The sequence below is a fragment of the Bartonella quintana genome (genome assembly GCF_009936175.1).
GTDB lineage: Bacteria > Pseudomonadota > Alphaproteobacteria > Rhizobiales > Rhizobiaceae > Bartonella > Bartonella quintana.
In genome coordinates this window covers 155,771-181,410 of sequence record NZ_AP019773.1, presented here as the reverse complement: position 1 = coordinate 181,410, position 25,640 = coordinate 155,771, and the positions used below count along the sequence as shown (strand labels likewise).

Annotated in this window: 15 protein-coding genes, 3 tRNA genes and 2 pseudogenes; 11 read left to right on the top strand and 9 right to left on the bottom strand. The window is 38.5% G+C overall.

Annotated features, from left to right (window positions below):
* Positions 1-267 precede the first annotated feature (267 nt).
* A complete protein-coding gene (locus tag MF1_RS00670; RefSeq protein WP_161510236.1) occupies positions 268-3,465 on the bottom strand; it encodes a Vomp family autotransporter in 3,198 nt (1,065 codons plus the stop codon).
* 1,630 nt (positions 3,466-5,095) lie between these two features.
* Here MF1_RS00670 and MF1_RS00665 point away from each other — a divergent pair.
* Entirely contained in the window at positions 5,096-5,317 is a 222-nt protein-coding gene (locus MF1_RS00665; protein WP_011178960.1) for a hypothetical protein, read from the top strand.
* A gap of 1,519 nt (positions 5,318-6,836) precedes the next feature.
* On the opposite strand, the gene MF1_RS00655 is transcribed toward MF1_RS00665, so the two are convergent.
* The 4 genes from MF1_RS00655 to rplU form a co-directional block, all read right to left on the bottom strand.
* Positions 6,837-6,926 (bottom strand) — tRNA-Ser (locus MF1_RS00655).
* Positions 6,927-7,389: 463 nt separating this feature from the next.
* Entirely contained in the window at positions 7,390-9,900 is a 2,511-nt protein-coding gene (gene ptsP, locus MF1_RS00650) for a phosphoenolpyruvate--protein phosphotransferase (RefSeq protein ID WP_161510235.1), read from the bottom strand.
* A gap of 1,429 nt (positions 9,901-11,329) precedes the next feature.
* Positions 11,330-11,599, bottom strand: a complete 270-nt coding sequence (rpmA, locus tag MF1_RS00645; protein WP_014923670.1) for a 50S ribosomal protein L27 — start codon at positions 11,597-11,599, stop codon at positions 11,330-11,332.
* A gap of 12 nt (positions 11,600-11,611) precedes the next feature.
* Positions 11,612-12,103, bottom strand: a complete 492-nt coding sequence (rplU, locus tag MF1_RS00640; protein WP_161510234.1) for a 50S ribosomal protein L21 — start codon at positions 12,101-12,103, stop codon at positions 11,612-11,614.
* Between the two features lie 284 nt (positions 12,104-12,387).
* Between rplU and MF1_RS00635 the strand changes: the two genes are divergently transcribed.
* Positions 12,388-12,477: transfer RNA gene (locus tag MF1_RS00635), tRNA-Ser, on the top strand.
* Positions 12,478-12,514: 37 nt separating this feature from the next.
* Here MF1_RS00635 and pgi read toward each other — a convergent pair.
* From pgi to MF1_RS00620, 3 genes are all read right to left on the bottom strand, one after another.
* On the bottom strand, positions 12,515-14,179 hold the full coding sequence (pgi, locus tag MF1_RS00630) for a glucose-6-phosphate isomerase (RefSeq protein ID WP_161510233.1): 1,665 nt from the start codon (positions 14,177-14,179) through the stop codon (positions 12,515-12,517).
* A gap of 206 nt (positions 14,180-14,385) precedes the next feature.
* Positions 14,386-17,511 carry an efflux RND transporter permease subunit gene (locus MF1_RS00625; RefSeq protein WP_161510232.1) on the bottom strand — a complete coding sequence of 1,042 codons (3,126 nt, stop codon included), beginning with the start codon at positions 17,509-17,511 and terminating at the stop codon, positions 14,386-14,388.
* 22 nt (positions 17,512-17,533) lie between these two features.
* Complete coding sequence (locus MF1_RS00620) at positions 17,534-18,649, bottom strand: efflux RND transporter periplasmic adaptor subunit (protein ID WP_014923666.1); 1,116 nt, start codon at positions 18,647-18,649, stop codon at positions 17,534-17,536.
* A gap of 381 nt (positions 18,650-19,030) precedes the next feature.
* Between MF1_RS00620 and MF1_RS00615 the strand changes: the two genes are divergently transcribed.
* The 7 genes and pseudogenes from MF1_RS00615 (at position 19,031) to MF1_RS00600 (ending at position 23,056) form a co-directional block, all read left to right on the top strand.
* Positions 19,031-19,107 (top strand) — tRNA-Arg (locus MF1_RS00615).
* A gap of 752 nt (positions 19,108-19,859) precedes the next feature.
* Positions 19,860-20,048: a formate--tetrahydrofolate ligase gene (locus tag MF1_RS07110; RefSeq protein ID WP_342212006.1), complete on the top strand. Its 189-nt coding sequence runs from the start codon at positions 19,860-19,862 to the stop codon at positions 20,046-20,048.
* A gap of 77 nt (positions 20,049-20,125) precedes the next feature.
* Positions 20,126-20,404 carry a formate--tetrahydrofolate ligase gene (locus MF1_RS07105; protein ID WP_014923664.1) on the top strand — a complete coding sequence of 93 codons (279 nt, stop codon included), beginning with the start codon at positions 20,126-20,128 and terminating at the stop codon, positions 20,402-20,404.
* A pseudogene (locus MF1_RS07100) lies at positions 20,352-20,918 on the top strand (formate--tetrahydrofolate ligase). The gene MF1_RS07105 and the pseudogene MF1_RS07100 overlap by 53 nt, the downstream one beginning before the upstream one ends.
* A gap of 7 nt (positions 20,919-20,925) precedes the next feature.
* A pseudogene (locus tag MF1_RS07095) lies at positions 20,926-21,276 on the top strand (formate--tetrahydrofolate ligase).
* 227 nt (positions 21,277-21,503) lie between these two features.
* Positions 21,504-21,737, top strand: a complete 234-nt coding sequence (gene rpsU, locus MF1_RS00605; protein WP_011178953.1) for a 30S ribosomal protein S21 — start codon at positions 21,504-21,506, stop codon at positions 21,735-21,737.
* 761 nt (positions 21,738-22,498) lie between these two features.
* Positions 22,499-23,056, top strand: a complete 558-nt coding sequence (locus MF1_RS00600) for an SH3 domain-containing protein (protein WP_161510231.1) — start codon at positions 22,499-22,501, stop codon at positions 23,054-23,056.
* A gap of 59 nt (positions 23,057-23,115) precedes the next feature.
* Here MF1_RS00600 and irrA read toward each other — a convergent pair whose 3' ends face one another.
* Positions 23,116-23,616: an iron response transcriptional regulator IrrA gene (gene irrA, locus MF1_RS00595; protein WP_161510230.1), complete on the bottom strand. Its 501-nt coding sequence runs from the start codon at positions 23,614-23,616 to the stop codon at positions 23,116-23,118.
* Between the two features lie 231 nt (positions 23,617-23,847).
* Here irrA and fabA point away from each other — a divergent pair, with 231 nt between their 5' ends.
* Both fabA and fabB read left to right on the top strand, forming a co-directional pair.
* A complete protein-coding gene (gene fabA, locus MF1_RS00590) occupies positions 23,848-24,357 on the top strand; it encodes a 3-hydroxyacyl-[acyl-carrier-protein] dehydratase FabA (RefSeq protein ID WP_011178950.1) in 510 nt (169 codons plus the stop codon).
* 61 nt (positions 24,358-24,418) lie between these two features.
* Positions 24,419-25,639, top strand: coding sequence for a beta-ketoacyl-ACP synthase I (gene fabB / locus MF1_RS00585; protein ID WP_014923661.1), 1,221 nt, complete (start codon positions 24,419-24,421; stop codon positions 25,637-25,639).
* Position 25,640 lies beyond the last annotated feature (1 nt).

Genomic DNA, 25,640 nt, shown 5'->3' with positions numbered 1-25,640 from the left:
TACTTTAGTGAGAGCCCTTTATAGCAAATACTATAAAATAGCAAGAAAAAAATTAATAATCCTAATTTAGATGCAAATGAACATTTATTTTTATTTATGATAATTATACAGTGGCCAGTATTCTTTGAAGTTTTTGCAATTAGATTTATAATTATGCATCTTAAATAAATTTGTATAATCCCTTTTTAATTCTATCAAAACTCTTCACCTCTGCCTTATTTAGGCAGAGGTGAACGGAATTGCGCTACCATAGCTGTCTTTGTATTATCAATTCAGTGTTAAGCCTAATCCAGCACCAACTCCCCAATGACCACCAGAACTGGTGACAGATAAATTAGACCGAATAGCCCCACTCTCAGATGTATAACCCGCACCAAAGGCAAATGCACTTTGACTACGCCATAAGCCGCTCCCAAATGCAATGCTTAATTTTCCAGGTGTATCATTGTAACGTAAGTTAGATACCGCTAAACCTATAGCCGCTGCTTGCCTCGCTTCTTTCCGGGCACCCTCAATACCATAATTTAAAGCCTCAAACTTCATATCTGTATAGTCTTTAGCCTGAGAAACAGCATCATTAATGGCATCAACAGTGATATTCTTGATACGTTCATCCGTATATTTTTTCGCATCATCAAGAACAACCTTCATCTGTTGTTCCGTATAGTCATGCAACTGACCACCATTCACTGCTTCTTTCGAACCCTTCTCTATCTTCCCATCCGCAACATTATCAATCACTACAGGTTCACCAGCATTACCACCTTGTAAACTGATTTTATTCGTTTTATTCCCATCCTCATCTCGGTCATAGCTAACAGCACCATCAGTCATTTCGTTAACCATCTCACCAATATCAGCAATCGTATTGGAAATATTGTCCACTCTGTCTGAAATATGCTGAATATCTTGTTCAACACCAGAGAGACGTTCATTGGTTTCCCAAAGCTGTCCACCATTGACTGCATCCTTCGAACCTTGCGCAATATTACCATCAGCTACTTCCGTAATCTTACCAGGTTGACCCTTATGGCTCGCATCATACCCGCCCTTCTCTTCATTCCAATGTAACACATCAGAATCAGAAGACGGAGGTACCGGAGATGCCCCTTGTTCAACAGCCTTCAAACGATCATTGAGATTAGACAAACTGCTATCAACACCACCAAAAGCATCCGCTACAGTCTTATAGCTCTTCTCAACAACACTGCCATCAGGACCCAATTGGTGAAGCATAAATGTTGGATCCAACCACTTCCCATTCTCATATCCAGCACCGCCACCAAAATAAGCAGCAAGCTTATTGCTCATCATATAAAGCTGATTACCCGTAATCGCTTCACTCGACCCTTGCTCAATGGCACCATCTAAGAGAAACTTCAGCTTGCTATTCGTCTTCTTTCCTTCCGACCCATGAAGCGCAACAAAAGCATTCTCAGTCTCGCTCCACAATAAGGCATCTTGATCCTTAACGCCCCCACCAGGCAAATCCCCAATTTTACTATAAATATCCTTGATAACCGTATCAACACCACCAAAAGCATCCGCTACAGTCTTATAGTTCTTCTCAACAAAATTGCCATCAGAATTCCATTGGTGAAGCGTAAATGTTGGATCCGACCACTGACCATTCTCATATCTAGCACCGCCACCAAAATAAGCAGCAAGCTTATTGCTCATCATATAAAGCTGAGAACCATTTATGGCATCTGTTGAATCTTCACTAATGTCACCATCCAAAAGATAGGTAATCTTACTCTCCGTTTTATCTCCTCCCAATCCATGAAGTGCAACAAAGGCATTCTCAGTATCGCTCCACATTAAGGCATTTTTAGAAAAATTTTCAATTTGCTGATTAAAGCTATTGGCTACATATGTTAGACGGCTATTCACACTTCTGACATTCACATCAAGCCCTGTCAAAGCTGAGCCAACATCTTCAAAGACCTTTTGTTCTACATTACCATCTGCAAAAACTGCAGATAAATTATATCTAGGGCCCACGAAGACACCACCTTCAAATGCCGCATCGCCGCCAAAAAATTTCGCAATATCTCCAGATATCTTATTAATTTGGCTGCCATTGATTGCATCATGCGATTCTTTGGTAATTTTGCCATCTTTGACATTAAGGAGAGCAACGGGTCCATCGCTCTTACCCCCGCCCAAAGTCACATTATTATAATTAACGGTGTTATCACCATTTTTATCATAGAGAACCGCAAAAGCACTTTCTGTCTTAATATTGTTAATAATATCAGTAATATCTGCAATATGGCCATCAAGCTGTTTTTTATTAACAGCTTCATTATCGTTTTCTGCTGCTTTCACACCGGCGATAATCCGATTTCCCTCACTGCCTGCAATATCAATTCTCGTGCCACCTTTTTCAGCACCAACAGTAATAAGCTTCTGCTCTTCCACCCAATTAACAAGACTATCTCCTGCTATTTGATTTTTTAGTTCGTTCAACTGTGAAACATTTACTGCATCATTCTCTCGAATACCATTTGCTACTCCTGTAATTTGCTTATTTCCGGCATTAATACCACCAATAGTCATGTTTGGGCCACCAGTAATCACGAAACCTACATCACTTACGTTCGCCTTGCCTGCTATTACACGTTTAACTCTGATAATATCATTTAGATCAAATTGTACCTCATTATTATTTCCTTTGGTAATTTTGATATTTCTACTATCTTCATTATCCTCCTCCGCCTTAACACCTACAAATTTTACTATACTGCCTGCATTAACATCTATAGGAGTTTCATCGTTAACAACAAGTTGCCAAGCTCCTACTACCAAATCTTTCATAGCTTTTAGCGGTGCCACATTCATTGCATCGGTACCAGAGGTCCCTGCTGCTACTCCTGTAATTTGTCGTGTTATATCATTCTCAGTATCGCCAACACTAAAAGCTTGCGCACCACCAGCCTTTCGCACCGCTTCTGCACCAAACACTGTTGAATAGTTTCCCGTCGCAGAAAATCCACAACTGGTAGCAAAAGAATAAACACCATAAGCCTCAAGTAGAACACTCTGAAGACCAACAGTGGCTGTTCCCATATAACTACCACTGCTGTTACTTAAGACTCCATCTCTAACCCAAGTAACTTTTTCAGTGGTTGTGCCATAAGGGTTGCGGCCATTAAATGTTCTATCTTCGATAAATCTGTTATATTGTTCCTCTGCCGTTATTTGATTATTAAAGCCCTGAGTACTGCCACCACGACCAATAACATTATCTACACCACAGTAATCATCATCACTAGCAAAAACAATACTGGTATAACTCCTTTTTGGATAAGGACCATCAGTGCCACTCGAGTTTCGAACAAATCCTTCTGTTATGGAAACACCTGCAGCAAAAACAGGAGAGACACTCGATAAGAGCGCTGCCATTGCCGTTCCCAATGAGGTAACTTTAATCCAATTTTGTGTTGAATATAATTTTTTCATAAGAACCTCCTCCAACAGAGTCCAATATCATCACAAGGCGCAAAAAATCCCACGGCAAAACCCCTGTTTGCGCACCAAAAAAACCGATAAATAAAGATAAAACTCCCCCTTCGTAATACCGATATTCATTACGGCATCACCCTAAAATCTCTACAAAGACACTAAACCTAGAAAAGTCCCCAACACTTTTAGCTAGAGGGATTTAAGCTAAAAAATGAATAAAATAGACAATTTTGAAAATGTCGCATACCTCCCCTTTAAAAACTCCGTTTATCTTCTAACAAAAACAGCTTCATTAAGAGAAATTCTAACTTTCAAATAAAGCGCATAAGCAGAATGACAAGAGCATAAAAAATAATTTTTCACAAATTTGCAAAAATAACTGAAACATATCTATAGGCGATATCCTAAGAAGAGCATTTCCATGAAATCTTGTAATTGAAAATATAATAGACAAAATGATTGTTTATCCTTGTAACTTTATTCATAACTATCAGACAATCCAGTAAAACACGCCAATATACAATTTTCTACTCTGCCTTCTCCCAGAGGGATCCTATTTTTTATCGTGCAAAATCCATGGTTTTTATGAAACTTTTTAAGTTGAGGGGTATAAAACAAAGTAAGAGAATAGAATTTTCAAAATTAAGCACCTTTCATCAAAAAAACATCACAATTTGCGATCTTATAATCTTGCTGCGAAAATAAGAATTCTATACTGCTCTACCTGGTGCTTTTTCGTCTTTATGTATATTGCTCCTTCCTTTTTGGTTCATAGAAAGTGAATTGCTGTAGCTTATCAGTTTTCTCGCTGAGCCATCGATTTATTTGCACTGTACCAAAATAAAAAGCCTGTTTTTCTAGAGATAACCAAAACAAATCTTTTATATTTCTGGCGTTGTCCGCACTCCATTCTTTAACGGAAAGCTATCATCCAGTGTCAAAAACATTTGGAAACAGCCCTATGAAAAAGTTGAATAGCTAGTGTCGATTTTATCGGTTTGCCCATCAAGAAGATTTTTGTCGACTGCTCTCCCAAAAGCTACAGTCGCATTTTCAAAGCAGCAAAAAAGACTGATACGATTTCTCTTGTTTATTCCGTACTGTGGATAACGCCGCTTAACCCCCTTGCAAGGAAATGCGTGTTAAACGCATTTCCCATGTGTTTAATTACATAAGATAAAAGGCTTATCAATGTCCAAAAGTCAATATAAAATAGGCAAGATAATTGGTATTCTGCAAAAAATGAGGTCATTACCTCCTATTCAGAGGCTGAACCTTTAGTTGATATCAATGACATTGATTTGACTTTAACTGGCAATGGTGAAACCTCAGGGCGTTTGGTTCATCGTCAAAATGATCCATCTTACGTAGAAATTAAAAGCCAATTAGCAATCATGCATCTTATAACACCTACAGTGAAAATATTGCCATATGTATTCATATGATTGGAGGATTGAAGATCTTGGAGCGATAAAGTTCCTGATATGCATTGCTTTAACAGCTGATGCTTTGTACAAAATTGACAAAACCATGATGTTGGTATACATGGCAATTTCTGGTGATGACATTGGAGCGATGCCTAAATATACCAAAACTGCAAGAAAAACCGCAATGTGGAGGAATGTGCATGATCTCTTTATGCGATCAAGAATTATCGGATACACTTGTTGGTCTTTATGACGACTATCAACGCGGCTTTGACATTGGAGCAGAGCTTAAATTGTGCGTAGATTTGGCTTTATCTCTTGAATTGGAACTCAGTATTCACCGTTTAAGCGAAGCAGATGCAGTTTTTAAAAAGGAAGTTGTCAAAACCTTACACCGACGCAAAGCTTCTCTTTCCAATTAATATGAGACTAACACAGTTATTCATACGGATTTTTAAGAACGCAAATAATGGAATACCCCCTTATATGGTGAGAGATTGCCCGATTGCCTTGTTTAAACATGAAAAAAAGAACTTTTAAGAAGTTTCAAGGTACTGTTTTCTTGACCTCTCACAAGAGTGAGATGAATCAAAGAGACATATTATGCTTCTTAGTCACTGATAAAAAAAATAGCATTTTATAGAATAGATAAGATTTATGCTTTACTCGTTAAAAGTTCTATCCTTGATATTTACTTTTCTATCCTTTAAAAGCAAGATATTCAATGTAAAGCATCGCAAATGTTTGTAGAATAACATATGTTTACAGCATTGAAATGCAATTTATTGTTTTTTATTTTTGTAAAACCAAACAGTGAACATTCCAATAACCGCAATGATACTTTGAAAAAAGTATAGAGACTGAGATGAAATGTCATTGCTATCTCTTGCTATAAAGAGATAGACTCCAAGCATAAAGCACCCAGAGATACCATTAAAACTCGCTTGCAATCTTCCTTGATATTCAGGATCACAAGAGAGTGGTGATAAAGAAATTGAAAGAGCCCAACTCAAAAGTCCAAATCCAATCAGGAAATAACAGAAAAAACAATGAGAATGTGTGTATTGATAGACAGAATAACAAGACCAATAGCCATAATGGCTAATAAAACGTCGATGTTTTCCTGATGATTAAAACTTTACAAAAAAGTGGTGAAAGAAGCACACCAGTAAAGATACCTGCTGAATAAAGCGCTTCAAATATTGCAAAGATCCTGCTATCCGCATTCAAAATCTCTTGTATATAAGGAACCAGAATAACAGGGATAATCAGTCAAAAGAACCATAATAATCAGTCTAGCTTAATAAGGCATAAAAAGAGCCGGATTCTGCTTAAAATAACGAAGTGACGATATATATTTCCCACCAGTTTTGCTGGTTTTGACTTTCAGATCTTTGGTTTAGGTACCTTCATTGCAAAGTTAAACAAACCAGCAATAATAAAGAATACGCTACCTATCAGGAGGGTTCCTTTTGTTCCTGCATAGGCAAATATAAATCCACTTAATCGCCAAATTCATAAACCATATCAATTGTCGCATTTGTATTTATTTATAAGATGTTCTTTCGAAATAATACTTTGGATTAAAGAAATAGCTGATAGCATATAAAAAGAGATAAAAACACCCAAGAGGGTAGATAAAACCATCAATTCAATTTTTATGCCAAACTTCCAAATTACTCAACCCATGATCATCAAACCTCTGACAAGATTTAAGCTGCGCTTTTTTGGGGCGTCGTCGCACAAGCATGACGAAAAACTTTGTACTTTGCTTTTTCAAGTACGTTGTTTTTCAGGCAAAGGGCATAGAAAAGAGAAAAATTAGAGAAAAACGGAGTGTTTTTATAGAAAGGACGTCAATTGCAAAAAGCAAAAAACTGCAAATACTGGGTTTTTGAGACTATGCCATCAAGAGGTATAGGAAAGTTCATTTAGAGTCAATGGCGGAGAGAGAGGGATTCGAACCCTCGATATAGTTTCCTATATACACGCGTTCCAGGCGTGCGCCTTCAACCACTCGGCCACCTCTCCAGAGAGTCCGCACTATACCCAGAAAGAAAGAACCTGCAAGCTTAAACTATACACTCAAAACTCAAAAAATGACTTCATCTACCAAAAGAAGATAGGATACTTGTTGAATAACAAATACATCCTTCATTTTTAAGAAGTAACTTTTTCCGTGGATAGACCTGTAAAAGGCAATAATTGGACGATCATAAATCAACAATTTTCACGTTCGTTTACGCACCTCTTCACTCAACGTTTCTTCAAAAACTAAAGCATGAAAAACACCACCTATTTATTACCACTAATTGTATCTCATAATCAGCAACATAAGCAGCTACATAAACCTTCTTGATCTCCGATATTAAACACGCTTCACGGGGATAATAAACTTCATTCCAACAAAAATAATTTATAATCTAATTGCTTACCAAATTGCAGAATTGACAAACTCTCCCCTCTTAAAATTTCCCATTACCTTATATCATTTCTAAATATCATTTCTAAGGGCACGTACAGCTCCCGCAGTTTCGCACTGTAACGCTTTTTTTGCTAAAATTTTCATATCTTCAAAACTATGCGCTTGCAAACACGCTTTTACTGAAGAAATATCACAAGATATCATGGAAAGTTCATGAATCCCTAATCCCGTCAAAATCATCGCTGCAAAAGGATCTCCAGCCATACCGCCACACACACTAACCCAACATTTATGTTTTGCTGCACCCTGGATAGTGTAGTTAATCATACGCAAAACCGCTGGATCAAGACTATCAGCTTCAGACACAAGATGAGGATTTTGTCGATCAACAGCCATTGTATACTGAGTTAAGTCGTTAGTTCCAATCGAGAAAAAATCAACATGAGCACTCAAAATATCTGCCATAATAGCAGCTGCCGGAACTTCAATCATAATACCAAATTTCAATTTTGGTGCACCAATATCGTTCTGAATTTCTTCTGCGATCTTTTTCATGGCAAAAATCTCTGAAACAGACATGACCATTGGAAATAAAATCCATAGATCACCCCCCTCTTTTGCTGCTCGATACAGAGCACGCAACTGGGGAACCAAAAGATCACGTCGACGTAGCAAAAGCCGTGTTCCCCGAACACCTAAAAAGGGATTGTTCTCTTTAGATAAATGTAAATGTGTAACCTGTTTATCCCCTCCAATATCGAGCGCACGAATAATTAATGGCTTATCTCCTCCCACAGCTGCAATCATCGCTCGATATACATCAAGTTGTGCATCTTCATCCGGAATGTTTGGACTATCTATAAACAAAAACTCTGTACGCATGAGTCCAACACCTTCGGCTCCCAAATCAAGTGCAACAGGAACCTGATTTGCGTAATTGACATTAGCCATGATACGAATTCTTTGACCATCTGTCGTTTGCACTGGTAATCTACACGCGCATACCCCACTATCACGCTTTTGCGCAACAATGCTCATCTGTTTTTGAGCTTCTTCCATATCTTCAAGAGTAGGATGAAGATATATAAACCCGTTATCACCATCAATGATGGCCTGAATATCACGTTCAATTGCTAAAACATCAACACCCGCAGCAACAACCATTGGAATACCAAGAGTGCGTGCTAGAATAGCTGTATGAGACAGTGGCCCTCCCCATGCTGTTGCTAATCCGTGCACTTTTGTACAATCAAGCTGAGCTACATCAGAAGGAGATAAATCATCTGTAACAAGAATAACCTCAGGTGGGATATCATTTAAAAAGAATGATCTATACGATGGATTGATTTCGCCTAGAACACGACGACCAACATCAACTAAATTAACAGCACGTGCTGCTAATAAAGGATTATCTACCTTAGAAAGCATATCTGCAAACTGCCGAACTGCTCTATCCCAAGACCAAGCCACACCATGACCTTCTGCCATAAAACGACAAGCTTGAGCTATCAGATTTTCATCTTCAAGCAAAACCATTTGCGCAGAAAAAATCGCAGCAGAATCCGCCCCCATACGCGCTGTGATATCATCAATAATTGATGCCATTTTATGTTTTGTTTTTGTAAGAGCATTTTCAAGACATACCGTGCCCGCTACAAAACCAGTTGGCTGGTCCGTTATGGAAATGTCATTCTGCCTTAAAACGAAAATCTTACCAAGAGCTAACCCTGGACTTACCCCAATACCAGAAAGGCCTCTTTGCCCCGAGCGCGGATACCAACTATGAAAAGTCTTGGTTTGAGCTTCCATTTCTCTTATCACACATTTTTCACTTATGCTCACTTTTTTCACAACAGAAATTGCTTCCTCAAGAAGTTGCGCACCTTCTAAAGCATCCGTTGAAAAAATAAGAACATCACCGTTTTTTGCTCCTAATTGTAATAAACCAACCAAATTTTTCATTTCAACGGCATATTGACCACGGCGAACTCTGATAGAGCTCTGAGCTTTTTTTGCAAAGTCAACCCAAAGAGAAGCTGGTCGCGCATGAAGACCACTTGGATAATCTAAAGTCCATTCCTGACATACTGAAAGGTCACCAATAAAAGTCCTCCCGCTCTCCGTATCTTGATCTTGACCAAACAGTGTTGTAACAATCTGCTGTCTGTCCGCAGTTGTTGAAAGTGCTTCAAGTTGCTCTTTATTAAATAAAAGACGCATCAATTTTTTGCAAATCTCTATATAGCGATCTGGGCAAGCTGCAATGGCAATGACCAAACGTGCTTTATTTCCATCCCGCCACTCAACACCAGCAGGAATCTGTACAACAGCAACAGCATCTCTGATAATCAAATCACGATTTTCAACCATTCCATGGGGAATTGCTATACCATTCCCAAGCCAAGTATTCGTTACTGCTTCGCGTTTCAGCATGCTAGCTAAATAACATTTGTCAACTGCGCCAATCTGCACAAGCAATTCAGCTGCAGCGTGAATCGCATCATTTTTATGATCAAAAGCAGCTGCAAGTTTTACAGATCTTATCGATAAGATTTCTATCTCATTAAAACCTGTATTCATTGCTTATACTTCCTCACATCTCATCATGAATTTAAACTGTCTCACGTTTGAGCATGAATGTTTCTAATAAACTTCGGTTCAAAACCGCATTTCCTAAAATACAAAGATAAACAGCCACGCAAATTTCCTTTGTTTTAAAGAATATAACTTAAGTGAAGCGTTTTAAAACTCTAACGTAGTTCATTAAATGATTAGATATTGGTCATCTACTTGGGTTACTTAAAGCCATCATAAGCAAACCTGACTCTTCCTCTTTACTTCAAAAAAATAAATGCTCTGTCCAACCAATTGAAAAGCTACTTTTTAAAAATGCTCTCACCATCCCAAGTTATTCAACATAGCTTTGTCATTATTTCTCATATAAGAAAGCAGAATACCCCAATCACCTGCAATTTCAGCTAACATCTTAACTTACTCTCCTAAAACTGAGCAACCAGCACTTGCTCCTTTCCGATTCATTATATGATCAAAAATTGCTACAAGCAGTCCGTCTTTAAGATTCTACGCAGCCTAAATATCTCACAACACAAAATCTTCAAGACACAACCCTGACTACAGATAGGCTTCCTTTTCTCAAATAAATATCGCAACCGTACGATGCATTCTGTCTACGCATCCGCAAAATCTATACACCAACAACCAGCATCCTCGACAGCTATAATCAAGCAGAGCTTCAAAAATGACCTGAATTTCTAGATACTTCGATAAACAAGATAAATAAGGCACTCAAATCAAAAATTTTTACCTTAAATCAATCTTTTCTCTCATGCTGACAGATTTTATCATAACGCTCAAAAACAGATAGATCAAAAAGTACTCTTGATGTAGCTGATTGCACGTAGGTCATTTTGATATCTTCAGACTAAGTCCCCTTAATAGCACAATTTCACCCTCAATTTCCTGAAAATCTTTCAATGTACATATACCCAAAGCAACTTTGATCAATGCTCTTATAGCCTCTTTTACATATTCCTTCTCTTCTAAACGGATAGCCTAAATATCCACCCCCGCCCAAAGAATATTATGATCATTATGAACATCACTGTAGCCAATAAACTGGCTTAGTCTTCACTAACATGACCGCGCAAATGCTCTATTTGAATTCCTCTACAATTCTCTAACAATAAATTGCTTGGCACTTTTTCGCGCACAGAGAGAAAGCACACTTTCTGTATCATATTATAACCGATTACCAGAAAGTTCCATCATCACATCAATGTCTTCAGTACAGAAAAACGTAAAATCCTATCTTTTTGTTATTTAAAGAAAAACACTTCTCCTAGTTTTGTTTTTTAGTTTCCTTCACATACTATCCACTTTGTATTATATCATAGAGTAAAAAAAAAGAAAGACACCATCTTGCCTTTCCTTTCTAGTGCTAAAAGAACTTCAAAATCGAAGTCTAACAAAATATTGGTAATATTACGGCTTACTCTTTTGCCTCCACCATAGAAACGACTGAGACGTACGAACGGTTATTCGCTTTTCTTTGAAAAGAGACCACTCCATTTGACAGGGCAAAAAGGGTATGGTCTTTTCCAATGCCGACATTGTCACCAGGATGCCAGCGCGTCCCACGCTGGCGAATAATAATATTTCCAGCGATAACGGTTTCACCACCAAATTTTTTAACGCCAAGACGTTTCGATTCTGAATCGCGACCATTACGCGAGGAACCACCAGCTTTTTTATGTGCCATGAACGTTCTCCTTTAATCTTCTTTACTATTCGAAATTTCAGCCGCTTTCTTTTGTGTTGCGGACTTTTTTTCAGAAGGTTTTTTTGCAGTTTTTTTAATAGAAACAGTTGCTTTTGTTTTCTTTGTCGTTTCTTTTAATACAGCTGCTTCCTCTTTAATTGGCTTTGCAACTGCTCTTTTAGGCTTTAAACCACCTGTTAAAATTTCTAAAATACGAAGTATTGTCACTTCTTGACGATGACCACGAGTGCATTTCGAATTTTGACGACGGCGCTTCTTAAATGAGATAACCTTACGCGCACGTGCCTGCTTTATAATCTCAGCCGTAACCAAAGCATCGGCAACAACGGGTGCACCAATAATCGCATTATCCTCTTGCCCAACCATCAATATATCATTGAATTCAACAACATCACCGGCATTACCAATAACTTTTTCAACTTTCACCACCTGGTTAGCAACAACATGGTATTGCTTACCACCAGTTTTAATGACTGCGAACATTTTTTATCCTTTCGTTCACCCCAGCTCTTATTTGATTTTGCCTTATAAATAAGGGAAAATAGGCTGCTTTTTATCAGTCGTAATAGATTTAAAGAGAGATGAATTTCTCTCTCACAAATATACGCAAATTTCCCGCGCTTGTATTTTGGGTACATATGACGGAATTTCCATTCTCTGTCAATAAAGTCCCACAAAAAAGCAAAAAAGGGGTTGTACTAAAAACAATTGAAGGTTATCTACCCCCATACACTCAAACAGTGTAAAATTTTGTTGCACTTTTATGTGGAGAGATGGCTGAGTGGTTGAAAGCACCGCACTCGAAATGCGGCATAGGGGCAACTCTATCGGGGGTTCAAATCCCTCTCTCTCCGCCAAAGTATCAGCTTAAAGTAAGCATTCATTAAAATATCTTTATTCTTCACGTCTTGTCTGAATATATGCCAACAACCCTAATGTGGAGCTATCGCGATTATTCGCTTTGTTTTCTCCACGCAGAATTGGTAACAATTCATTTGCTAATTCTTTACCAAATTCAACGCCCCATTGATCAAATGAATTAATATTCATCAAAATACCTTCGACAAAAATACGATGCTCATAAAGTGCAATGAGACGGCCGAGCGTAAAAGGTGTCAATAAATCCTGAACTAGCATAATACTGGGACGATTTCCCTCAAAACTTTTATGAAGTGCTAGTTTCTCTGTCTCATGCACATCAATTCCACTTTTTACGAGAATACGCCGAACATCTTCAACACTACGTCCCTTCATCAAGGCTTTTGATTGCGCTAAACAGTTTGCTACCAATATATCATACATAGGATGTAAATCTTGCTCATGCCCTTTTATAAATAAAATAAATTCCACAGGAATAACATCTGTTCCTTGATGCAAAAGCTGAAAAAAAGCATGTTGCCCGTTTGTCCCTGAATCACCCCAAACAACCGGACCACTTGAAAAATTTAACGTTTTTCCATCCAAAGAAACCTGCTTACCATTTGATTCCATATCAAGTTGTTGCAAATAAGCTGGAAAGCGCGCTAAACGCTGTGCATAAGGAATAATAGCACGTGATGCATAACCACAAACAACACGATGCCAAAACCCTAAAAGCGCAAATCGAATAGGAATATTTTTATGCAAGGGTGCAATCTTAAAATGTCGATCCATCTGCTGAGCACCGTTGAGAAACTGGCGAAAATTCTGACCGCCTATTGCTAACATTACAACAAGACCAATGGCCGACCAAATCGAATAACGCCCTCCAACCCAATCCCAAAATTTAAAGATTCTTGAAGAATCTATGCCAAATTCTGCTACCTTATCAAGCGCACTTGAAACAGCAACAAAATGCCTGCAAACAGCTTCTTCCCCTAAATGTGAAATAATCCATTGACGTGCAACTTGAGCATTTGCAATTGTTTCAACCGTCGTAAAAGTTTTAGAGGCAATAATAAACAGCGTTGTTGCCGGATTCAAAACAGAGAGAGTATCAGAAATATGAGCAGTGTCAGCATTAGAAACAAAATGGCAATGCGGACCATCATGATAAGGTTTTAAAGCATGTGTGACCATTGCAGGTCCAAGATCAGAGCCCCCAATACCAATGTTCACAATATTGATTATCTTCTCACCGGTGTTCCCCTTATAGCTGCCATCGCGCACCATTTCAGAAAATCTTTCCATATGAGCAAGAACATCCTGAATATCCCGAACAAGATCATGACCATCCAACATGAAAACTTCGTCAGTAGGCATACGTAATGCAATATGAAGAACTGAACGCTTCTCCGTTGTGTTAATGGCTTTACCAGAAAACATTGCCTCACGCCTACCTAGCACATTCGCTGCAACAGCCAAATCATCTAGAAGTTGCAAGGTTTTAAATGTTATACCACACTTCGAAAAATCGAAAAGGAGATCATCAAGCCTTAAAGAAAAATGGGAAAAACGCTGTTCATCCTCTACGAAATGTCGACGAATATCATAAACGCCATCCTTTGTGGCGTGCCTTCTTAAAGCTTGCAAAGCTTCCTCAAAAGCTTTTTCATTTCGAATTGATAAACTATCTCCCATGAACTTATACCACATGGTTATTAACAATTAAATCTACACACAAACAATAATAAAACAGAGAATTTCTCCTTTATTGCAACTAATTTGTACTCTTCATACACCCAATGAAATGGTGGAAAAAGTGCAAAGGTAAGACCTGAAAACGACATTTTTAAAACGAAAATAAAAAAATTATCAAATATTTCCTACCAGATAAATCATTCAGCTTAGCTGAGTTCTCTTATTAAGCGTGTAGCTTCTTCTGATTTTGGTCTCACAAAACGACCAAGAAAGAGATAAACAACCGGTGTGACATAAAGCGTAAAAATAGTTGCTAAACCCAAACCACCAACGATAACCCAACCTAAAGCTATACGTGCTTCTGCACCAGCACCTTTGGCTAAAACCAAAGGAATCCCCCCTAAGATAGCACAAATCATTGTCATACAAACTGGACGAAGACGAATATTTGCTGCTTTTTCTATAGCTTCACGCACGCTTTTACCTTGATCACGTAACTGGTCTGCAAATTCAACAATAAGAATACCATTTTTAGCCATAACCCCAACCAACAAAATTAAACCAATTTGACTGTAAATATTAAGACTTACTCCACTTAAAAGCATAGAAATTATAGCACAACCAACCGCTAATGGGACAGTAGCCATAATAATAAATCCTGAAACAAAACTTTCAAATTGTGCAGCCAAAACCAATAGAATAATCACAAAGGCCATTCCAAAAACAATCATAAAATTGGAAGATGTTTCACCAAGTGTAGCGGCTTCCCCCAAAGGAACAATATAATTTCCCTCTGACAACAAAGGAGCAGCGATTTTCTGCACAGTCTGATAAGCGCTCCCTAAAACGACACCTGGAGCAAGATTTGCGCTTAAAACAATGGCACTCATGCGTTTCTCTCGTTTTAATTGAGGCGCAATGGCTTTTTCATGCAAGTACGCAATAACCGATAAAGGAACATATTGATCGCCTTTGGTTTTTAAAAAAATATTTTCCAAATCATGAGGATTATTAATAGGATTCTTACGCGATGTTAGTTTAACATCATAAGCATGGTCATCCACATAAACAGAACCAATTTTTTTCCCATCCAACATTGCTTGTAATGTATTGCCCAAATTGGTGATATCAATTCCTAAATCAGAGGCTTTTTCTCGATTAATTTCAATAAAAAATTGTGGTTGCGTTGCATCAACAGTAAGCCGTGGGCCAATAAAATGCGGGTCAGCTCGCAAAGCACTCACAAGCTTATCAGCAATTGGCTGTAATTTTGTATAATCATTTCCAAGAATTGCAAACTGTAATCCTTGACCGGTTCCTCTAACACCTAAAGAATTTCCCTGCACAGCAAACACAAAAACTGCTGGAAACCGTCTAACCTTTGCATTAACATCTTCCACGATCTCTTGTTGACTCCGCAAACGCTTATCCCAAGATGAAAGCAACAAAATCAAAAAAGCGGTATTGGGTGAACCACCAACGCCGGCGATAGAGTAACTGTTAACAATCTCTCCAGAATCACGTAAAGGTTGTAAACTCGTCTCAATTTGCTCTACCTGCTCATTCAAATATTGTGTCGAAATACCCTGTGGTCCATTAATAACCAAAAAGATAAAGGCTCTATCTTCTGCAGGCGTCAATTCTTGTTGCAACTTCATATAGCCCTCAACACAAAGACCAGCAAAAACAAGCGAAGCAAAGACAACGGTCCAAGGTCTTCCCAAACATTTATGCAGACTATACGCATACCCCTTGCTAAAAAAAGAGCCCAATTTATACAAAAAAGTAAAATGACGCGCCCCTTCCTCATTACTCTCAGCATATTCCTTAAGAAAGCGTGAGGCCAACATAGGACAAAGTGTTAAAGCAACAATCGAAGAAAGAAGAATAGAAATTGCCAACACAAAACCAAATTCTCTAAAAAGTCCTCCAACTTGCCCAGGAAGAAAAGAAATAGGTACAAAAACAGCGACTAAAGTCAATGTTGTTGCTAAAACGGCAAAAAACACTTCTCGTGTTCCGAGCACCGCCGCCGCCCGAGGACCTAACCCCATATTGCGCCATCGAACAATATTTTCAAGAACAACAATCGCGTCATCTACCACAAGCCCCGTTGCCAAAACAAGTCCTAAAAATGTAAGAATATTCAACGAAAATCCTACAAGGTAAATGGCAGCAATTGTACCAATTAAAGCCACAGGAATAGATAAGGCGGGAATGAGCGTTATACGAAAATCTCTCAGAAAAAGAAAAATAATCAAGATAACACTGAGAACAGCAATAACCAATGCAACCTCAACTTCATGAAGTGCACTCTTAATAAAAAGTGCATCATCACTAATAATGCTTATATGCACAGAAGAAGGAATAACACTTTTGAGATGATCGACAACCGTTCGAATGCCCTGAGAAATATTAAGAGTATTAGATTGCGCTTTACGCACAATCCCCAACCCAATTCCTGTCTTCCCGTTGATACGAAGAATAACTGTTTCTACATCAGGTGACAAAGTAACATGCGCAACATCACCAAGACGCACATGAGGTTTTAAAACAACTTGTTCAAAAGCTTCTGGTGTTTTTAAACGCGCAGTAGCACGGACAATTAAAGCTTGCTTAGAATTGCGCAATGACCCCACCGGAACATCCGTTGTCATATCAGCAAGAACACGTGAAATATCCGCCACGGTCAAACCATAGCTCGCAAGCCTTGTTTGATCAACATCAATTTGAAAAATCTTCGTGCGCGCACTATCAACCTGTACATCACCAACACCATCAACGGCAGAAAGTGCATCAACAATTTGATCGTCTACAACCATTGTTAAATCATCAATATTCATCGTTGATGAAGTTACAACCAAATACATCATCGCAGCAGCGTTAGAATCTGCTTTAATGATCAGAGGTGAATCCGCATTTTTTGGTAAAGAATAAGCAATACGAGAAAGAGCATCACGAATGTCAGATGCTGCAACATTTAAATCAACACCGACATTAAAATGAAGCTCCACACGTGAACGACCAAAAGAAGAAGTTGAAGAAATTGTTTTAACACCTGAAACACGAGAAACGGCGTCCTCTATAATTTTCGTAACTTCACGATCAATTGTTTCCGCGGATGCTCCAGCAAAAGCTGTCACAATTGTTGTCACTGGAGTATCAACATCCGGAAGTTCACGTACATCAACGTTCAGCCACGCAGCAAACCCCGCAATTACGATTATGGCATTCAAAACAAAGGTAAAAACTGGCCTGCGAATAAATAAGGTGATTATACCACCTTGCTCCACCTGTGCTCTAGGCTGTTTCGTGCTAAATTCCTGATTCATTGTACATCCTGCTCACGAAGTGCTAATCATTGCTATTGATGGATTTTGGATCATCAAAAGTAACCCTACTTCCTGGATGAAGCATCTGTACTCCCTGTATGACAACTTGATCACCATTTTCTAGAGGTGCTTTCACAACTACCTGATCTGCTTTATGCTGAATAATTGATACTGGAACAGGCTCTACCTTACCCTCTCTTACACGCCAAACAAACGATCCTCTGCTGTTCCATTGAACTGCAAGAGGATTAATGATAGGGAGAGAATCACCAGAAAATTGCAATGCAACAGAAAAAGACATACCAGACATAAGAGTATCTTTTTCATTCTTAATTTCAACTTGAACGTGAAGTGTGCGGGTTTTTGAATCAACCACATTATCAATCGCATAAATATGACCAATAAAAGTCTTATTCGGCTGCGCCGTTAGTGTTGCAGTCACTTCATCTCCTTTATGTATTCGTGACACATATCGTTCAGGAACCCATATATCGACCAAAATACGATCTCTATTCTCAATACGACCTATTACCGTATTAAGGGTCACAGCAGTGCCCTCACCAATGGGTAGAATACCAACAACTCCGCTAATCGGTGCACGAATTGTTCGCCGATCGAGGTCTAACTCAGCATTACGTAAAACCAAATTTGCGTTATCCAATTCTAAACGCGCAGCAATTTCTTGAACCTCTGTGGCTGTATTGCTAGCACGTAATTTAAGAATACGTGAAAGAGTTAACGCACTATTATCATGTTGCATTTTTGCTTTTGCAGCCGCTATTTCTTCCTTTTTAGAATCAAGCTTTGCAATCACATCACCCTCCTGTACTTTTGTACCAGCTGATACAAAAAACTTATCAACAACACCTGATGACCAAGGGATCAACTCCACCGCAGCAAATGCTTGACCACTCCCAAGTACATTCAGCTGTTCATGAAAATCTTGAACTTTTACAAGATCAATGACAACATTCGTTGGCAGCCTTTCCGTTGACGGCTTTGAAATTTTATTGGATGCATTTTTTGTTTTATCCACTAATGGAATGAATTGTTCTGAACTCTGTTTGCCTGCCCAATAAGTAACCACCAAAATGGCAATGAAAAACACCAGTGAAAAGACCTTTTTTGACAACTCCATACATCTACCCTTGCTGTGTCGTGAATATGTAAATTTGTCTGAAACAGTCTTCAACAGTAATATCCGAGTTTCACACAAAAACCGAATTGCAGGTAGTGTCTCTTACCCCCACCGCAAAAAACATATCTCATCTCTTGTTTGATTATCTTTCGTAGATTAAAATATCAAGTTAACTATCGTTCATATTGATTTGTACCGTTCACCCAACAAAAAATGACCCCGCAAAAATCCAACTGAAACTGGAAATATACTCTCACCTTTTTAAAATGTATCACCAACAAAGAGATAAAATTTTCTATTTTTACCAAGTTTCACTTGCAATTCCTTAATGAAACGATTAGGAACCTTTTGTTTTAACAATATAGAAATTAAAAATGTTGTGCACCCGTAGCTCAGCTGGATAGAGCACCAGACTACGAATCTGGGGGTCAGGAGTTCGAATCTCTTCGGGTGCGCCATTATAATTATATAAAACTTCTTTTTTCTTCACTATATTATTGAGAACAATGAACAATAATCTCTCTCTTGAGCTATTTTCTATAACGCACACTTATAACACTATCAGATGGCCGGGCTCCATATAACTGCTTCTTTCAATTACGAATCAAGACTTCTTTCCAGGGTATTTTTAGCCGCATCAGACATTTAATGCGTTTTCGTTGCTTAAAAATGGGAGTCTTCGGCGGCCTGTCTTCCTTCATCTCTTAAGACTCAAGACAAATATTTTGTCCTTCTTTTAAAGAACCTTCATTATTTTAACAAAACCTTTGTCCATAAAACTTCCAAAGCTATAACATTCTTTGTCTTAGTAAGATATAGAAAATCCGAACAAAATAAATTGTTGGGAGGGATTTAAAAGCACAACAATAGCTCTTATAAAAAGTTTAATTGGTATCAAGGCGTCTTTTCTGACACTTTTTTACCTCTTCTAAAAACTTGTCAGAACTAAAAAGCCAAGTTTAAAGAATTTTCTGTGCCTCAAACAGATATTGAAATTGCTCGCACTGCTCAAAAGCAACACATCACTGAAATTGCGCAACAATTGGATCGCACATGAAAATCTTATTCTTTATGGACATGACAAAGCTAAAATTTCTTCTGCATAAATAAAAGCATTCAATAAAAATCTTGATGGTAAACTTATCCTCATCACCGCTATCAATCTAACAACTGCCGGAGAAGAGAAAAACAACAACAACGATTAGACTAAATGATGCTTAATCTCGTTGGAAAAAAAGCAATATCCACCTTGAGAGAACCGTCTTTAGGCCCCTGTTTTGGTATAAAAGATGGTGCTGCTGGAGGTAGTTATGCCCAAGTCGTACCAATGGGTGACTTTAATTTGCATTTTACTGGCGATTTTTTGCCATTACAGCTGCTCATAATCTTCTTGCTGTAATGATCGATAATCATATTTACTGGTGAAACACCCTAAATATTGATTCATGCCACATTGTTTGGAAGCGAGCCCTTGATATGAATGACCGTGCATTGCGCAACATCGTTATTTCATTGAGCAGAGTACCAATGGTTTTCCACGTCAAACAAGTTTTGATATTACTGTTGCATCAGAAATTATGGCTATTTTTTTGTCTCGCAAAAAATCTAGAAAATCTTACGCAAAGACTCAAAAAAATTGTTGTCACCTATCGGTATGATAAAATACCTGTAACAGCTGCTGATCTTAATGTAGAAAAGTGCAATGACAGTTCTGCTCAAAGACGCCATGCAACCCAATCTCGTACAAACAATTGAAAATAACCCTGTTCTTGTACACAGAGGCCTTTTCCAACATCGCTCATGGTTGGTAATTCAGTTACCACAATGAAAGCTGCCTTAAAACTGGCCAATTATACTGGCCGATTATGTTGTCATGGAAGCAGGATTTGGAGCCGATCTTGGAGCAAAGAAATTCTTCAATATTAAATGTTGACAAACAGGTCTTGTACCAGATGCTACAGTAATTGTCGTAACAATTCGCGCATTAAAAATGAATAGTGGCGTGGATAAAAATAATCTGACAAAAGAGAATATCACCACTTTACAAAAGGGGGCAGCCAACCTATATGGCATATCAAAAACATGGCGCACGCGCACTACAATATTATTTGTGTTGTCGCTACCAATCATTTTAATTAAGCAATGCTGGAATAAGTACGTTACAAAAAATAGTCGCAACAACCGGACACACAACTATTCTCTACAGACATTGGAAATAAGGTGGAAAAGACGCAATAGAACTTGCACAAGAACTTATTACTTTGATTGAAGAAAAAATGCTCATTATTAAAATTCTGTATCAAGATGATCCTCCACTCACCCAGAAAATTAATTGTATTATAACAAACCTCTATGGTGGACGGGGAGCCATTATCCCGAATCCTATTCTCAAGCAGCTTGAATATTAGGAAAAAGCAAGGATATGGAACATGCCCTATTTGTACGGCAAAACATCTTATTCCCTTTCTTCTGATCCCAAATAATATGGTGTTCCTGTTGATTTTGAAATTCTTGTACGAGAAGTTTTCCTCTCAGCAAGCGCAGGTTTTATTGTTATCATTTGCCGAGATGTCGCAATCATGCTTGGCTTACCAAACTTACCCTGTCGCGGAAAGAATTCAGCTTGATTGAAATGATGAGATTCTAGGACTTTCATAGGTTTAAATTGTAAACTCAATCATTCATTATGAAAAACACCGTATCGCAAAAAGAATAGAATTTTAAAAAGCGATATAGACAAACAGCTCATTTATGTGCTATATGCCCTATGAGGTGTATTCTTTTAGATATACCTTTATAAGGTGACTGGGTTTTTTCCTATTATTTATGATACTGAAACAAAGCAGGATAAACAGTGCAAGTACTCGTTCGTGATAATAATGTTGATCAAGCGCTACGCGCGTTAAAGAAAAAGATGCAGCGTGAAGGTATCTTTCGTGAAATGAAAATGCGTGGATATTATGAAAAACCATCAGAAAAGCGTGCTCGCGAGAAGGCTGAAGCTATCCGTCGCACACGTAAGCTTGCCCGTAAGCGTGCACAAAGAGAAGGTCTTATGAGCAACGGCCGAATTTCTGCACTAAGATAGTATACTTTATGGTGTGAGAGTGTACTTTGTTAATGTGTTATTAAAGTTACATTGACAATAGTGTAGAAAGGTATCTAAAGGGCCTGTGTGTAAGTAAGTTGCTATGTGTGGAATTTTTTTTGCGTAGTGTTTTTTAGAGGTGTTTATTTTATCCGGAGTGATAGTTGATTTTTCCCTCTTGTAATATGGTAAGGCTGTTTAGTTTTTAGCCATTTCAAACATAAAGAACCATTGCTGATATTTAAGAGTAGTTGTAGTCGCGTAGGATGTGTAGGGTATGTAAGGCGTTGAGCTGTTGTCTTGCGATACAATGTTTTCTTCGCATACAAATCCTGTGATGGTTTTCTTATCTGGACTAAGCTGCAAAATCTTTCAAATTCCCTAACTCACATAAACTGCAACACATACATTACTATCGTAATATGCAATTGTGTCCGCAAAAAGAATGATATCTGACACACGATCCCCCTCATATTAAATCAAAGCGATAAAACTCTGTAACTTTCGGTGTCTCATACTAATCCGGAATTAATATGTGCTTATGTAACTCGATCTACTTGCTTAGCATACTTACTCTACAGATTTTTATAAACAAAGTGACCATTAAGAAATTCAAATTTTGCCTTATTTATCCCGTTATTCTTGTAATAATTTCATCACTGTTTAGATCTCTTTAACTAGTGGTATGCCATAGCTTTGATCAGTTCTCAATCCTATCTTAGATTGCTAATAATAGCAACGATATAGCAAAAGGTTTAAGTGTGCAATATTCTCGTTGGTTTCGATTTTTAGTGCTCGCACCATTTATCTTCATGGCAGGAGTCTTTGCCTTCAGTTCATCTGATTTTTTGCACGCACAAACACTCAATCAAAATTTAGGACCAAGTGGTTTACCACTCCCACGATTTGCTTCGATTAAACCCACCCGTGTTAATGTGCGCATCGGGCCAGGGAGCAATTACTCTATCATCTTTACGTACAAAAAGCAGGGGTTGCCCATTGAAATCATCCAAGAATACGATCAATGGCGCAAAATTCGTGATGCCGAAGGTGATGAAGGGTGGGTCTATCAATCACTTTTATCAGGAAAACGAACCGCTATAACTATTCCATGGCAAAAAGATAAAACAAAAAGGCTGATGCTACGCAAAACCCCCACAGACAACGCAAAAGTTGTGGCAGAAGTCGAGCCTAATGTCATTGGCAACATTCACCAATGCGACGGATACTGGTGCGAACTAGACATTAATAATATCCGCGGATGGCTTCATCAACCCCAGTTATGGGGAATCTATCCTGATGAAAAAATAAAAGGTTAGTGAATTTTTAAACTCACCAAGTTTAATTTTTATTTTATTGAACTCTCTAAGCCCCATTATCAGGTTGATTTTTTTGGTTTCAACCGAACTATCAAATCAACATGCGAAATTTCCATACCCTCCGGCGGTTGAGGCAAATTTCCAATAATCGGAGCCTCCTCCAAATTGCACGGAATATCAAGAATACGATTTTCGCCTTCTATATAAAAATGATAGTGATCAGATGTATTGGTATCAAACCAAGTTTTCGAGCCTTCTACAGCAATAATTCGTAACAACCCTGCTTCCGTAAATTGATGAAGCGTATTGTAAACAGTTGCTAAAGACACAGGCACGCCCAACCTAATTGCCTCTTCATAAAGTTCTTCAGCAGCAATGTGGCAGTTGCCTTGAGAAAAAATCATATTAGCAAGTTCTAGCCGCTGGCGTGTTGGTCGCAAACCATTTTGACGCAAATGCTTCTCTAACACAGATATGGAATAACAACTCTCAACCTCTCCACAGTCCTTCGCAGACTGTCCCTCTTCATCCAAACCTAAATTGTCTGCGTTCACTGACATGTTCCAAACCACAATAAATTTCTGATTCAATAAAGTTAAAATACAAAAAAATAGGAACAGTATGATATATTTTTATTCCATTTTAAATAACCACCCACGCAGAATACATAAAAAAGGGCTTCTGTCACTAAAAATGATACAAAATCATTTCCCTCTCCTTAAAATTTGCTCTAAAAGTAGATTGGGGAAAAGCGCAGAAGTAAAAAATATACGCAAATAAATGGAGTAACAATGGCTGAACAAAAGTCTCGCTATACTTATGAGGAACTTCTAAGCTGCGCTCGCGGCGAAATGTTTGGTAAGGGTAATGCACAATTACCGGCACCGCCAATGTTGATGATTCATCGAATCACCGAAATCAGTGAAACTGGCGGTGAATACAATAAAGGAATAGTTCGCGCTGAATTTGACATTACTTCAGACCTATGGTTCTTTGATTGTCATTTTATAGGTGATCCGGTTATGCCAGGGTGTCTCGGTCTGGATGGCATGTGGCAATTAACAGGTTTTTTTCTCGGTTGGCTAGGCGAACCAGGAAAAGGAAGAGCTATATCAACAGGTGAAGTAAAACTATCAGGTATGGTAACTCCACAAACCCAACTTCTTGAATATGGAATAGATTTTAAGCGTATCCGGCGTGGAAATTTGGTCTTGGGAATAGCCGATGGATGGGTAAAAGCAGATGGAGAAACCATCTATAAAGCAAATGATTTACGCGTTGCTTTATTCAAAGAAGACTAAAAATTATTTCCATCAGAAGATGGTATTATTTTATTATTCTGTATGAAGCAAGGAGGTATGAATGCGTCGAGTTGTTGTAACCGGAATGGGAATTGTCTCCGCGATTGGAAATAACCCTCAAGCCGTTTTGACTAGTTTACATGAAGCAAAATCCGGAATTTCTTACGCATCTCAGTATGCCGAATTAGGTTTCCGCAGTAGAGTTTACGGTAAACCTGATATTAATATAGAAGAATTGGTTGATAGGCGTGCTTTGCGTTTTCACGGTCGCGGAACAGCCTGGAATCACATCGCTATGGATCAAGCAATTGCTGATGCAGGTTTAGAACCTCATGAAGTATCCAATGAGCACACAGGTATTATTATGGGCTCCGGAGGCGCTTCAACCCTGTCAATCGTTGAAGCTGCTGACATTACACGTCAAAAAAATCCCAAACGTGTCGGCCCTTTTGTCGTGCCTAAAGCAATGAGTTCTACAGCATCCGCAACACTCGCAACTTTTTTTAAAATTAAAGGGGTGAACTATTCAATCTCTTCTGCTTGTGCCACATCTAATCATTGTATTGGCAATGCTTATGAGATGATACAATATGGCAAGCAGGATCGCATCTTTGCCGGTGGCTGTGAAGATCTGGATTGGACATTATCTGTTTTATTCGATGCTATGGGTGCCATGTCCAGCAAATATAATGACGTACCAGAAAAAGCTTCCCGTGCTTATGACACTCATCGTGATGGATTTGTTATTGCAGGTGGAGCCGGCGTTTTGGTTCTTGAAGAACTGGAACACGCTAAAGCACGTGGTGCAAAAATCTACGGAGAAGTTATTGGTTATGGTGCTACATCGGATGGGTACGATATGGTTGCCCCCTCAGGAGAGGGAGCAGAGCGGTGCATGCGCATGGCGCTCGCAACCGTGAAGAATAAAATTGATTATATCAACCCGCATGCAACAGCAACACCTGTTGGGGACCCCCCTGAAATAGAAGCAATCCGCCGTATCTTTGGAACAGGTGATCAATGTCCACCGATTTCCGCCACAAAATCCCTGACCGGTCACTCCTTGGGAGCAGCAGGTGTTCAAGAAGCAATCTATACACTGTTAATGATGAATCATAATTTTATTTGCGAAAGCGCCCATATTGAAGAGCTTGATCCAGCTTTTGCTGATATGCCAATTGTTCGTGCACGCCGTGATCATCAACAACTTAATACTGTCTTGTCAAATACCTTTGGCTTTGGCGGGACCAATGCAACGCTTGTTTTCCAACGTTATGGGTAAA

Excerpts from the sequence above, each read along its gene's own strand:
- MF1_RS00665 (WP_011178960.1), top strand. The coding sequence starts at position 5,096 with ATGATCTCTTTATGCGATCAAGAATTATCGGATACACTTGTTGGTCTT.
- fabA (WP_011178950.1), top strand. The coding sequence starts at position 23,848 with ATGGCTGAACAAAAGTCTCGCTATACTTATGAGGAACTTCTAAGCTGC.
- rplU (WP_161510234.1), bottom strand. The coding sequence starts at position 12,103 with ATGTTCGCAGTCATTAAAACTGGTGGTAAGCAATACCATGTTGTTGCT.
- irrA (WP_161510230.1), bottom strand. The coding sequence starts at position 23,616 with ATGTCAGTGAACGCAGACAATTTAGGTTTGGATGAAGAGGGACAGTCT.
- MF1_RS00620 (WP_014923666.1), bottom strand. The coding sequence starts at position 18,649 with ATGGAGTTGTCAAAAAAGGTCTTTTCACTGGTGTTTTTCATTGCCATT.
- MF1_RS07105 (WP_014923664.1), top strand. The coding sequence starts at position 20,126 with ATGAATGACCGTGCATTGCGCAACATCGTTATTTCATTGAGCAGAGTA.
- MF1_RS07110 (WP_342212006.1), top strand. The coding sequence starts at position 19,860 with ATGATGCTTAATCTCGTTGGAAAAAAAGCAATATCCACCTTGAGAGAA.
- rpmA (WP_014923670.1), bottom strand. The coding sequence starts at position 11,599 with ATGGCACATAAAAAAGCTGGTGGTTCCTCGCGTAATGGTCGCGATTCA.
- fabB (WP_014923661.1), top strand. The coding sequence starts at position 24,419 with ATGCGTCGAGTTGTTGTAACCGGAATGGGAATTGTCTCCGCGATTGGA.
- MF1_RS00625 (WP_161510232.1), bottom strand. The coding sequence starts at position 17,511 with ATGAATCAGGAATTTAGCACGAAACAGCCTAGAGCACAGGTGGAGCAA.
- ptsP (WP_161510235.1), bottom strand. The coding sequence starts at position 9,900 with ATGAATACAGGTTTTAATGAGATAGAAATCTTATCGATAAGATCTGTA.
- pgi (WP_161510233.1), bottom strand. The coding sequence starts at position 14,179 with ATGGGAGATAGTTTATCAATTCGAAATGAAAAAGCTTTTGAGGAAGCT.
- MF1_RS00670 (WP_161510236.1), bottom strand. The coding sequence starts at position 3,465 with ATGAAAAAATTATATTCAACACAAAATTGGATTAAAGTTACCTCATTG.